Genomic DNA, 11840 nt, shown 5'->3' with positions numbered 1-11840 from the left:
GGCATTTTATCAACAGATAAAATGCCTTTGGTTTTTTTATTGCACAAATACTGAATCTGTTCATTTATATGAATCATTTTAAGGAGGGGAAGAAATGACTGTTTCAATTGATGGGGTATCAAAATATTTTTTGAAACAAACTGGTACGGTTCAAGTGCTAGAGAATATTAATTTTCAATTAGAGGAAGGGGATTTTGTTACAGTAATTGGTCCGAGTGGGTGCGGAAAAAGTACATTACTAAAAATTGTTGCAGGTCTAGATAATGATTTTGAAGGTGAAGTTGTTATTGACGGGGAGCCTATCTTAAAAACGAGCAAGAAACAAGGTTTTATTTTTCAAGAACATAGGCTTTTTCCATGGTTAACAGTTGAAGAAAATATAGCGGCAGATTTGTCGTTAAAAGATAAGTATGTGAAAGATAAGGTGAGAGAATGGGTTGAAATCGTTCGGTTAGATGGCTTTGAAAAATCGTATCCGAAAGAAATTTCAGGCGGGATGTCACAACGTGTTGCGATAGCGAGAGCGTTATTAAGAGATCCAAATGTATTATTACTTGATGAACCTTTTGGAGCGCTGGATGCTTTTACTCGAAGTCATTTACAAGAAGTATTGCTAAATATTTGGGAGCAGAAGAAAACAACAATGATATTCGTTACACATGATATAGACGAAGCGATATATCTTTCAAACCGAATCATCATTATGAGTGCAAAACCAGGGAAAATACATAAAGTGATTGAAAATAATTTGCCTTATCCGCGAAATAAAACTTCTCAATCGTTCCAACAACTTCGAACGAAAGTATTACAGCAGTTTGAATATGGAGGGTTGATTCAAACAAGTATATAGGAAAAGGGTGATTTTATATGTATAAAAAATTTAAAATTCTTTCTTTTGCTTTAGCTATATCAGTATGTTTATTAGGATGTGAAAAAAGTACAGCAAGTAGTAAGAAAGAAGATGTAACAATACAAATTGGTATACAGCAAGGGTTAAGCCCGCTATTACTAGCAAAGAAAAAGGGGTGGTTTGAAGAGGAGTTTAAAAAAGAAGGAGTTAAAGTGAAATGGACAGAGTTCCAAAGTGGACCTCCTTATTTTGAAGCAATCGCATCAAACCGATTAGACTTTGGTGAAGTAGGGAATTCTCCAGTCATTTCAGCGCAAGCAGCAGGTATTGGATTTACCGAAATCGCCAATACAAGTTATGCGAGAAAAGGAACTGGAATTCTCGTTCAAAAAGATAGCAAGATTGCGAGTGTAAAAGAGTTAAAAGGTAAAAAAATTGCAGTAGCAAAAGGAAGTAGTGCCTTTAATTTATTGTATCGAGCACTTGATAAAGAAGGGATTGATGCAAAAGAGGTAAATGTCATTCAATTACAACCAGATGAAGCGCAGCCTGCATTCGAATCAGGATCAGTAGATGCATGGGCGATTTGGGACCCTTTCATATCATTACATACGTTAAATAAAGGTGCGAAGGTGATTGCAGACGGTGAAACATTAAATGTCTCTTCACCAGAATTTTTAATTACGAGAACAAAATTTGCGAAAGAACATCCAGAATTAGTTGAGAAATTCCTCAAAGTTTATGAGAAAGCACGTGTATGGCAAGATGCTAACTTAGATGAAGCAATAAAAGTATATACTTCTGTAAAAAAGATAGATGCGGAGATCGTAAAAGAAGTGTTTAATCACGACAAACCAATTTTAGTTCCGGTAACGAAGGAAATAATAGCAGAACAACAAAAGACAGCGGATTTTCAATATAAGCTCGGTTCTATAAAGAAAGAAATTAAGGCGGAAAAAGTTGTAGATAATTTTTTCGTAGAAAAAGCATTGAAAGCGAAGTGAAAAGAGGTTTTGTAAAGTGGAAAATACGAAAGCTGTTATGAAACCAGCGAGTATAACGATTGAGAAAAACAGAGTTAAGAATGTGCGAAAGTTAAATGTAAAAGTTTTAGTAAGGGCGATTACTATACCGGTTATTATATTAATAATTTGGCAGTTAGCTGGCGTATTCGGCCTTGTTTCTAAAACAGTTTTACCAACACCATTAGATATTTTTTTAGCTTTCCAAGAGCTTATTAAAACAGGAGAGTTATTCGGCCATTTAAGTATTAGTGTATTCAGGGCTGCGGCTGGTTTCTTTATTGGTGGGGGCTTAGGAATCATTTTAGGAACGATTGTTGGATTTTCAACGAGAAGTGAGCAATATTTAGATCCATCTGTGCAAATGTTAAGAACTGTACCTCATCTAGCTGTTGCGCCACTTTTCGTATTATGGTTCGGTTTTGGTGAAACATCGAAAGTGTTATTAATTGCAGATGGTGCATTTTTTCCTTTATACGTAAACGCATTTTTAGGTATTAGAGGTGTGGATTCAAAGTTATTTGATGTTGCGAGAGTGTTAGAGTTTAGCAAAAGAAAACTAATTACGAAACTCATTTTACCATCTGCATTGCCTAACCTTTTACTAGGAGCAAGGTTATCGTTAGGTGTTGCATGGGTGAGTTTAGTAGTAGCAGAACTTATGGGATCTACAGAAGGTATTGGTTATATGATTATGGATGCAAGGCAATTTTCAAATACAGATATCGTATTTGTCGGCATAATTATCTTTGCATTTGTTGGGAAGTTTTCTGACTCTCTAGTACGTTTACTAGAAGCGAAGTTTTTAAGATGGCGAGATAATTTTAAAGGTGAGACTGGGAATTAACATATAAATTATTAGGGGTAATTTATATAGAATGTGTTAGTATACGATTCAAAATAAATAAGGGGTGTGTAAAGGCATGGAATTATTATGGTTTATTCCGGCTTATGGAGATGGTCGATATTTAGGAACGACAAAACGAGGAAGAGCAGCTGAATATGGTTATTATAAGCAAGTTGCTGCGGCAGCTGATTATTTAGGATATACGGGTGTTTTACTTCCAACTGGTCAAGGATGTGAAGACCCTTGGGTGTTAGCTTCAGCTCTTGCTGCTGAAACAGAAAAACTAAAATTTTTAGTAGCAGTAAGACCAGGACTAATGTCCCCTACAGTTGCAGCGAGGATGGCATCTACATTTGATAGAATTTCAGATGGGAGACTGCTTATTAATGTAGTAGCTGGAGGAGATCCAGTTGAACTACAAGGAGATGGATTATATCTTAATCATGATGAAAGGTATGAAGCAGCGGATGAATTTTTAAAAGTTTGGAAATCGACATTGCAAGGTGAAACGATCTCTTTAGAAGGAAAACATATTCAAGTTACAGATAGTAAAGTTGTATTCCCACCAGTTCAAACGCCATATCCTCCTATATATTTCGGAGGATCATCAGCTGCTGGAAAAGAAGTAGCAGCTGAACATAGTGATGTATATTTAACGTGGGGAGAGCCGCCAGAGCAAGTAAAAGAAAAAGTAGAAGAAGTAAGAAAACTTGCAGAAGAGAAGGGGCGTACAGTCCGATTTGGCATTAGATTACACGTAATTGTAAGAGAGACAGAAGAAGAAGCATGGGAAGAGGCCGAACGTTTAATTCAATATGTGGATAATGAAACAATTGAGCTTGCTCAAAAGACATTTGCAAGATATGATTCGGTTGGTCAAAAACGGATGACACATTTAAATAAAGGTACGAGAGAGTCGTTAGAGATAAGCCCTAATTTATGGGCTGGTATCGGACTTGTAAGAGGTGGGGCAGGTACTGCACTTGTAGGCGATCCGCATACAGTAGCAGAAAGGATAAAAGAATATGAATCGTTAGGAATTGATACGTTTGTTTTATCAGGATATCCGCATTTAGAAGAAGCGTATGAAGTGGCAGAATTGTTATTCCCATTATTGAAAGACAAGAAGAAAGAAGAAAATAAAATTGTTGGTGAAATGATTGCTGATGCATATGCATTAAAAAAATAGTGAGAAATAAAGTTTCACTTATTTATTGCTTCATTTTGTTTACTGCCTGTTAATAGGGTATAAAAAATCCGCAAGTTATTCGCTTGCGGGTTTTCATCGTAAATTATTAGAAAATATGGTAAAATCAAAGGGTAACTTAAGGTGCGGTTGGTTGTTCAATTATCACTTCTCCGAGTAGGAGGGGGGTGATAATACGTGAGTGAAATAGCGTTGCTACTGCAGGGTGGACTGTTTCTCGTTGCATTGTTAACGTTCGTCGTCGTTTTAATAGACAAGCTCAAAAAATAACAACCCACCTATGCCTATAGAATGTGGGTTGTTTTGTTTGTAAGAAACAAATAGGATAAATGAACAATCCAATCTGCTAAGTTACGTGGACTAGTGTGTAGCCGCACACTAGTCTTTTTTATTTATATACAATTTATAATTGGTTTATGTGATTGTATTGTTCTTTTCATACTCATTATAACACAGTGTCTTTTCATCAAGAAAGGAGACCGTATGTTCTGGTATCTATTATATAGTAGGTGCTTTTTCTTTGAACAGCCCATCCATATACTGTTTTAAACTTTGGACATAAAATTTCTGTGTATTCACATTATTTACACCGACAATGGGTGATGGAAGGTCAAATCTTTTTTCTGATAAATGAACGACAACATCAAAGATGTCAAACAAACGAATGAAGCAAAACAGACCGTCTTTATCGCTAAGTAAAATAAAGTAATGATTTTCACTACTTGTATTTAACGTATTCCATAAAGAACTTTTGCTTAAATCACGTACAATACTTTTTTCTTTTAGTTCCACGAAATCTGCATTTGAGAGAATGGTAGAAATATCAATCGCATCTTGATCTTCAAAGTAGCCATCAACTGCTTGTACAGCGAATGTATAAGCCATTTTTAATATACTCATTTTATATTTACGGTTATCTAATAGTAATTCCCGTTGAATAGAACTCGCTACTTTCGTTACACGTTCCTCTTTCCAAATTTCATTATGTAAGGAAATATCGTGCTTTTTACATAGTTTCATAATTAATGCATTAGAATAAAGAATTTCGTCGCTTACTTCGACAACATCAGTCTCAGCAGCCGCAAGTTCCTCACCGTGCTCATTCGTATAGAGTGGGGAATCAATTTGTCTTTTCATTTGTTCAATCTTAAATTGACTCAATTTATGCCTAATTAAAGGACGATCAATATTTGTTGTCATTTGTTCATGACAAGTATCACAAATTGAGTTTGTGAAATAATATCCACATAATATTTCTGGAATGACATATTGTTCACTAAGTTCTTTCGTATCTTTTCTGCATATGATGCATTGTGTCATTTTTATCACCTTTACCTGCAAATTTGTATGTAACCTCATTGTAGTGTATTTATCGGTATTTTGGAATATTGTAAAGGAAAATATTATGTGAAATTCATACTTATTTTGGTACAATGAAGAGAAGTGCTAGTTTAAAGGAGGCCGTTTTTTTGAAATCAAAAGTGCACTTTTGGACATTAGAAGTGCTAATGGTTGTAGGAATCATATTTATTTGCACAAAAATATCATTTTTATTTCAACCGATTGGTATCTTCATATCAACATTATTTTTCCCAATCTTAATCGCGCTTTTTTTATACTTCATATTTAATCCTGTATTAATCTTTTTGGAGAATAAAAAAGTACCTAGAAATTTAGCGATATTGCTGTTATATCTTTTTATCATAACATTAACTGCGGTTGGCGTTGGAGTAGTTGTTCCTACGATTTCACAACAGCTAATGGACTTAGTAAAAAATATGCCAGGCTACATAAAAGAGGGAAAAGTATACATACAAGAATTATCACATCATAGGTTGTTTGAATGGTTATCTACACAAAACTACGTTTCCATTGAAACAATTGAAAAAAATGCGATTGAATACTTAAAAGATATACCAAATACAATTACGTCGAGTGCAACGGCTTTATTTGGTATTATCACGAACGTTGCATTAGTTGTATTTACTGTACCGTTCATTTTATTTTACATGTTTAAAGATGGACATGCCTTTCCAGGAAAAGCGGTAAGTTTATTACCAGAGTCTTACCGTGAAGAGGGGCTTCGTATCATTAAGGAAACGAACGAAACATTATCTGCATATATTCAAGGGCAAGCGCTCGTTTGTATATTTGTAGGTGCGTTTACTTTTATCGGTTATTTAATTATCGATTTACCGTACGCTTTCGTTTTAGGAATTATCGCAGCATTTACAAACATCATTCCTAACTTAGGTCCATTTATCGGGGCAGCACCAGCTGTTATTGTAGGACTGTTCGTATCTCCGATGCAAGCCTTATACGTAATTATTATCGTAACAATTGTACAACAGTTTGAAAGTAATATTATTTCACCACGTATTATGAGCTCGAAATTAAACATCCACCCATTAACAATTATTATCCTAATTTTAGGGGTAGGAAACTTTGCTGGAATCATCGGAATGATTTTAGCAGTACCAGTTTATGCAGTAACAAAAACAGTTGTTTCGAACTTAGTGAGATTGTTTAAGACGAAGAGAAGTAACCGAAAATAGTAAAAACTGAGGAAGATACACCGCTTTTTAAGTGGTGTATCTTTTGTTTATAAATAAATAATTAACATTGGGTTGATTTGATTTTATTATATATTTTTTATACATCAAATTCAGTGATAAACTTGTGTGGTATAAGCTCTATAAAACTATGTGGAATCCCTCTGAACTATCCAAATCATTTCCTTACAGCGTGCTATCAACATCATAATCGACTCCTTTCAATTCCATATAGTTAAACGATTAAAGGTGAGTGTAGTATTTGCTTCTACGATCTCGAATTTCATTAATAACTTGTTTATATTGTCTTTCTTGTTTTAATTCATTTTGAGATATTGTTTCTTTTTGAATGATAATGGTTAAAAAGAAAAGGTGAAACTTCATATGTGAATTCCTCCTTTCGAATTGGAATTACAGATGACTACAGTAATGACTTTGTCTTTCTTTTACAGAATTCATAGCCTGATTAATTTGTCGTTCATGAAGCATTTCAGACTCAGAAAATTTATTTTTTTGAATGGTAATGGTTAAAAAGAATACTTTAAATTTCATAAAATAATTGCCCCTTTATAAATGATTTAGAAAAAACGAGTGTAATAAGAAATTATAGGTGACTACAGTAATGACTTTGTCTTTCTTTTACAGAATCCATAGCCTGATTAATTTGTCGCTCATGAAGCATTTCAGACTCGGAAAATTTATTTTTTTGAATGGTAATGGTTAAAAAGAATACTTTAAATTTCATAAAATAATTACCCCTTTATAAGTGATTTAGAAAAGACGAGTGTAATAAGAAGATTGGCGCTCTTTTACTTCGTCCATAATGCTTTGGATGTGTTGTTCACGTAAAATCTCTTTCTGTGAAAGCTTACGTTTTTGAATGGTGATTGTTAAAAAGAATGCTTTAAATTTCATGAATATATTACCCCTTTAAAATATATTTTTAATACATTTGAGTGTAGTATGAACTTTTAATGTCAGTTATTTTATCAGTCAGTTGTTTTAACTGTTGTTTACGATTGATTTCAGTTTCAGATAAAGTATGTTTTTGAAGCACAGTCGTAAAAAAGAAAATATGAAAAGTCATAAATGAATTCCTCCTTTCAAAAAGGAATTACAGGTGATCACAGTAAAGTGCTTGGCGCTCCTTAACATCATTCATAGCTTTTTCAATTTGCTCATTATGAAGAATTTCATCTTTGGAAATTGTATTTCTTTGAATCGTAATACTTAAAAACAATACGCTAATAGTCATTGAATGTTGCTCCTTTCTTAGAAAAATAATGTAAGAGACTAAAAAATCGCGCAAAAAAACCACAGGAAGATACAGTTCTCCTATGGCTGGGCGTGAAAAAGCCACAGGAAAGTATACGACCTCCTGTGGCGAATTTATGAATTAAATGAAATAAAGTACGATTTTCAATTCTCCATTAGGGTGGTCGAATTCATATTTAATTGTCCAGAAAACACAGGTGCAGTTAACGCTAAAGTTAATGCATGTAATTGTAATTTCATCATTTCCTTCGACCTCCTTTTAGAATTTTTTTCTTACGTTAGTAAGTATATACAATTAATGGATAATTGTAAACATAAAAAATGAAAATTTTTAATTTTGATTAAAATGCGTATATTTAAAAAGGGATTTGAAAGTAAATATTGTAATTAACGAAATATCGATAAAAATGGGGGATGCTAAATGAAATATATGCATCATAACATAATCGTTATGCTAACAATTTTTTTATTCATTGCGGCTTGTTCTAACGGAGAAAGAATAAAAGATATATATGATGTTAGGTCAGATGATTTTAAGAAATATACTGGGACATACGTTGGTAATAATTCAGATGTGGTTGCAATTGTTAATCATTTACCCGGTGGTGGAACAGTTCAAAGTATAAGTTTAGAAAATGAAAATATAAAAGTGAACTATGGTGCAAAAGAGAGTGGAGCTCTTACAGAAGAAATGATTGAGACGTATTGGTTTGATGAGAAAGATACGATGAAGAAGAATTTTCTCTTTAATGCTACCTATCTAGTAATTTTAGTACCAAACGCAAAAGCTTATGAGTTTCAAATGGAAAATAAAAACTTTAAGATAACGAGGGAAGAAATGTTATCAATTTTGCATAGGGAATTCGATGATTTTCCAAAAGAAAAAGATATATGGGATAAAAATAAAGTTATAAAGTTCTTTAACGGCAATGAAGAAAAAATTAAAATGCTTGTGGAAGATAAAGATTTTCGGAAGTCTTTATTTGCTAAATATCCAGTGAGCCAGTTGAAATAATGGAGGGGAGAAGATGGAGTTAGTATACAAAATTTCTTATCATAGAATGCAGGATCATTATTTACCTAAATTAGTACAGGCAATTAGGCTCGTTAGTGAAGAAGATTTGTGGAAAAAAGAGACCTCTGTTAATTCAATTGGTGGAATCGTACTACATATTTGTGAACATTTACAGAGAAATACAAGGCGTTATAAGGATCCAAATACAGTTTTTGAAAATGGAATTGAAGAATATTTTCCAGTGAAACAAATAAGCTCTGAAGCTTTGTTAAAAACTGTTGAAGAAATATTTGATGAGTGGGGCAAAGCATATATACAGGTCTGGGAAGAAAAAAGGCATATTGATCTTCAAAGTCTATTACATTTGGTTGAGCATACAAGCTATCATTTAGGGCAAGTAGTAGATCGTACAAAATGTATTGAGGGACAACAGTTTAATTTTTGTCAAAATGGTATAAATGAAAAGAATTTGAGAACAAGAGTTGAAACTTCGAATTTTTAGAAAGAGAGACATTCTTAATTGAATGACTCTCTTTTTTGTAAAAGAAATTTATGGAAAAAAATAATTCTATGTGATATGGTTAATTACATAAGTAATGAACCTATGAACCTAAGGTGGTGAAAATGTGAAGCCGACTCTAGAACAAAATAAATTAATATACATACAAATTGCAGAAACGATTGAATCTGATATTTTAAAAGACATATTGCTTGAAGAAGAACAAGTTCCATCGACAAATCAATTTGCGAAGATGTTACAAATAAATCCGGCTACCGCAGCTAAAGGGGTGAATGTATTAGTGGATGAGGGGATTTTATATAAAAAGAGAGGGATCGGGATGTTTGTTGCAAAAGGAGCAAAAGAAGTTGTACTAAAAAAAAGACAAAATACTTTTATGACTGAATATTTACCTAAAGTGTGGGAAGAAGCGAAAGTACTAGAAATATCAAAAGATGAATTGATGGATATGATTCAAAAGATTACGAAGGAGGGGAAAGAGGGATGATTGCACTTGAAACGAAAGATGTAACGAAAAAGTATAAAAAGAAAATAGCTGTAAATGAAGTAACGATTTCATTGGAAGAGAATAAAATATATGGTTTGCTTGGAAGGAACGGAGCAGGGAAAACGACTTTATTAAATTTACTAGCAGGACAAATTACTTCAAGTAGTGGAAGTGTATCAATATTTGGTGAAGATGTTTTTGAAAATAGTAAAGCGATGCAAAATATTTGTTTCGTTAGAGTAAAAGAAGAGTCTCATTTAAGTTATAGCGTAAAAGAAATTTTTAAGATATGTAACATGTTTTATAAAAATTGGGATCAGAAGTTTGCTGAAGAACTGGCGGGTAAATTTCAGCTTAATATAACAGAGAAATACCATAAACTATCTCATGGCATGCAAACAGTTGTAGGAATTATTAAAGGGTTAGCAAGCAGAGCGACAATTACTATTTTTGATGAACCAACTACAGGATTAGACGCAGCACATCGTGAGTTATTTTATAGTTTACTACTAGAAGATTACGGGGAGTATCCCAGAACAATTATATTATCAACACATCTGGTAGAAGAAGTAACCCATGTTATTGAAGAAGTAATTATCATAAAAGAAGGTGCACTTGTTGTTCAATCAACAGTGGAAGATTTATTGCAACAAGGTCATATTATTTCAGGGCAAAAAGGTAAAGTGGAGGAGTTCTTGATTAATAAAAAAGTTATAAATAAAGAAATTTATGGGAATAAAGGTATTGCTGTTATATGGGAAGAGCTTTCTAATGAAGATTGTTACTCTCTTGAAAAAGAAGGTTTAGTAATTGATAGAATTACATTACAAAAACTATTTATTCACATGACTGGTGGTGAAGTGGAATGACGATGTTAATGAAACAATTGAGGTTACATATAAATTTTCATTATAAAGCAATTTTAATATTTTGGATTGTAGCTTTATTAATAAAAGGAGCTTTATATGCTGCTCATTTAAATGAAGCGAAAGTTGGTTATTTACCCGAAATTATCAATAATCCTTCAATTGCAATTATGATTTTTATAGTAGGGAGTGTTTTCATTGTTCAAGATGATTTATTTCGTTTAGCAGTTTCATTTGGTATAACGAGAATACAATATTTTATCGGAGCGATTTGTTATATTGTGTTGCAATCCGCATTGTTTTCATTCCTTCAAATACTGTTTTTACAAGATATAAAATATAACTTAGTAAATATTAACTTTGGAGAGCAATTAATACAACAGTTTATTTTACAATTTTTATTTTATGTTACGATAGCATGTTTCTTTCAAGTAGTAGTAATTTTTAAGCAAAGATTTCAATGGATTGGTCTCATGATTGGTGGGTCGCTTTTCCTTTCAACAAATAGTGTGCTGTATGGAGAAGTAGGGATAAAAGGATTGTTATTTACAAATGATGTATCTTTAATAGATATCCCTTATTTTATTGTTATTTCAATTGGATTAACAATTCTTTATATCATAACTAGTAGTATATTTATTCGTAAAGTATCATTTGAACGAACAGTTTAAAATAGTGATAGATTATTTTTTTAGGGAGAAGGAAAATATATGGGAGACACGTCCTCACTAATAACCGTCTTTTTATGCATTGCACTACTAATATTTTGGCGTCGTTATCGCTCCATGCATAAGTCAATAAAGGGATCGGGAAAACGTATTTTATGGCCATTACTATTTTTAACACCAGGTATTGTATGGTTTTTAAGTCCCGTACATCCAGCTATATTGCAAGTAATTATAGCGGTATTCATTGGTGTACTTTTTGCTGTGCCGCTTATAGTATTAACAAATTATGAACGAAGAGATGATGGGAATATTTATACGAAAAAAAGTGCAGCTTTTTTAATTACTTTTATTGCACTTGTCGTTTTGAGATACAGTTCAAGAAAATATATTGTTGACTTAGATCAGCAAACAATAGGTTTATTATTTTATGTTGTTGCAGTATCGTATATTTTTCCTTGGAGAATTGCCTGTTATATAAAGTTTAGAAAAGTTTGCCGGGAAAATAATAATCATGCTATATGAAAACTTCTC

Annotated in this window: 19 protein-coding genes; 12 read left to right on the top strand and 7 right to left on the bottom strand. The window is 32.8% G+C overall.

The genetic code is table 11. The features are described 5' to 3' along the window. The first annotated feature begins 94 nt into the window (after window positions 1-94). From C3Y97_RS14165 to C3Y97_RS28115, 5 genes are all read left to right on the top strand, one after another. Complete coding sequence (locus tag C3Y97_RS14165; protein ID WP_000218576.1) at window positions 95-850, top strand: ABC transporter ATP-binding protein; 756 nt, start codon at window positions 95-97, stop codon at window positions 848-850. Between the two features lie 17 nt (window positions 851-867). Continuing rightward, complete coding sequence (locus C3Y97_RS14160; protein WP_000276908.1) at window positions 868-1854, top strand: aliphatic sulfonate ABC transporter substrate-binding protein; 987 nt, start codon at window positions 868-870, stop codon at window positions 1852-1854. 16 nt (window positions 1855-1870) lie between these two features. Further along, the gene (locus tag C3Y97_RS14155) at window positions 1871-2719 is read left to right on the top strand and encodes an ABC transporter permease (RefSeq protein ID WP_000432128.1); all 849 of its coding nucleotides are present in this window, start codon (window positions 1871-1873) and stop codon (window positions 2717-2719) included. A 76-nt stretch (window positions 2720-2795) separates the two neighbouring features. Continuing rightward, window positions 2796-3908, top strand: coding sequence for an FMNH2-dependent alkanesulfonate monooxygenase (ssuD, locus tag C3Y97_RS14150; RefSeq protein ID WP_000422255.1), 1113 nt, complete (start codon window positions 2796-2798; stop codon window positions 3906-3908). Between the two features lie 195 nt (window positions 3909-4103). Next, entirely contained in the window at window positions 4104-4196 is a 93-nt protein-coding gene (locus tag C3Y97_RS28115; protein ID WP_001289320.1) for a putative holin-like toxin, read from the top strand. A gap of 228 nt (window positions 4197-4424) precedes the next feature. Here C3Y97_RS28115 and C3Y97_RS14145 read toward each other — a convergent pair whose 3' ends face one another. After that, window positions 4425-5246, bottom strand: a complete 822-nt coding sequence (locus tag C3Y97_RS14145) for an HNH endonuclease (RefSeq protein WP_000189709.1) — start codon at window positions 5244-5246, stop codon at window positions 4425-4427. A 149-nt stretch (window positions 5247-5395) separates the two neighbouring features. Between C3Y97_RS14145 and C3Y97_RS14140 the strand changes: the two genes are divergently transcribed. After that, window positions 5396-6481 carry an AI-2E family transporter gene (locus C3Y97_RS14140; protein WP_000837892.1) on the top strand — a complete coding sequence of 362 codons (1086 nt, stop codon included), beginning with the start codon at window positions 5396-5398 and terminating at the stop codon, window positions 6479-6481. 240 nt (window positions 6482-6721) lie between these two features. Here C3Y97_RS14140 and C3Y97_RS14135 read toward each other — a convergent pair whose 3' ends face one another. The 6 genes from C3Y97_RS14135 to C3Y97_RS14110 are packed head-to-tail and all read right to left on the bottom strand — an operon-like array spanning window position 6722 to window position 7733. Beyond that, window positions 6722-6862, bottom strand: a complete 141-nt coding sequence (locus C3Y97_RS14135) for a YrzI family small protein (RefSeq protein WP_000668485.1) — start codon at window positions 6860-6862, stop codon at window positions 6722-6724. A 27-nt stretch (window positions 6863-6889) separates the two neighbouring features. Continuing rightward, window positions 6890-7030 (bottom strand): YrzI family small protein, encoded by a 141-nt coding sequence (locus C3Y97_RS14130; RefSeq protein WP_000669806.1) that lies wholly within the window; start codon window positions 7028-7030, stop codon window positions 6890-6892. A 52-nt stretch (window positions 7031-7082) separates the two neighbouring features. After that, window positions 7083-7223, bottom strand: coding sequence for a YrzI family small protein (locus tag C3Y97_RS14125; RefSeq protein ID WP_000669805.1), 141 nt, complete (start codon window positions 7221-7223; stop codon window positions 7083-7085). 26 nt (window positions 7224-7249) lie between these two features. Next, entirely contained in the window at window positions 7250-7393 is a 144-nt protein-coding gene (locus C3Y97_RS14120) for a YrzI family small protein (RefSeq protein WP_000668965.1), read from the bottom strand. Window positions 7394-7421: 28 nt separating this feature from the next. Then, window positions 7422-7565 carry a YrzI family small protein gene (locus C3Y97_RS14115; protein WP_000142712.1) on the bottom strand — a complete coding sequence of 48 codons (144 nt, stop codon included), beginning with the start codon at window positions 7563-7565 and terminating at the stop codon, window positions 7422-7424. A gap of 27 nt (window positions 7566-7592) precedes the next feature. Further along, window positions 7593-7733: a YrzI family small protein gene (locus C3Y97_RS14110; protein WP_000156193.1), complete on the bottom strand. Its 141-nt coding sequence runs from the start codon at window positions 7731-7733 to the stop codon at window positions 7593-7595. A 441-nt stretch (window positions 7734-8174) separates the two neighbouring features. Between C3Y97_RS14110 and C3Y97_RS14105 the strand changes: the two genes are divergently transcribed. The 6 genes from C3Y97_RS14105 (at window position 8175) to C3Y97_RS14080 (ending at window position 11831) form a co-directional block, all read left to right on the top strand. Next, on the top strand, window positions 8175-8768 hold the full coding sequence (locus tag C3Y97_RS14105) for a DUF4825 domain-containing protein (protein ID WP_000876526.1): 594 nt from the start codon (window positions 8175-8177) through the stop codon (window positions 8766-8768). A gap of 13 nt (window positions 8769-8781) precedes the next feature. After that, window positions 8782-9270: a DinB family protein gene (locus tag C3Y97_RS14100; protein ID WP_000424637.1), complete on the top strand. Its 489-nt coding sequence runs from the start codon at window positions 8782-8784 to the stop codon at window positions 9268-9270. A 124-nt stretch (window positions 9271-9394) separates the two neighbouring features. Next, window positions 9395-9775, top strand: a complete 381-nt coding sequence (locus tag C3Y97_RS14095; RefSeq protein ID WP_000805185.1) for a GntR family transcriptional regulator — start codon at window positions 9395-9397, stop codon at window positions 9773-9775. Continuing rightward, window positions 9772-10644 carry an ABC transporter ATP-binding protein gene (locus C3Y97_RS14090; protein WP_000560921.1) on the top strand — a complete coding sequence of 291 codons (873 nt, stop codon included), beginning with the start codon at window positions 9772-9774 and terminating at the stop codon, window positions 10642-10644. Before C3Y97_RS14095 ends, C3Y97_RS14090 begins: the two co-directional genes overlap by 4 nt. Further along, window positions 10641-11312, top strand: coding sequence for a DUF4052 domain-containing protein (locus C3Y97_RS14085; RefSeq protein ID WP_000178199.1), 672 nt, complete (start codon window positions 10641-10643; stop codon window positions 11310-11312). Before C3Y97_RS14090 ends, C3Y97_RS14085 begins: the two co-directional genes overlap by 4 nt. A 39-nt stretch (window positions 11313-11351) precedes the next feature. Beyond that, complete coding sequence (locus C3Y97_RS14080; RefSeq protein ID WP_071740744.1) at window positions 11352-11831, top strand: CcdC family protein; 480 nt, start codon at window positions 11352-11354, stop codon at window positions 11829-11831. Window positions 11832-11840: the final 9 nt, after the last annotated feature.

It is taken from the genome of Bacillus sp. DU-106, from assembly GCF_004799705.1.
Taxonomy (GTDB): Bacteria; Bacillota; Bacilli; order Bacillales; family Bacillaceae_G; genus Bacillus_A; species Bacillus_A cereus.
The sequence above is the reverse complement of the archived record's forward strand: the minus strand, read 5'-3'. Positions and strand labels throughout refer to the sequence as shown.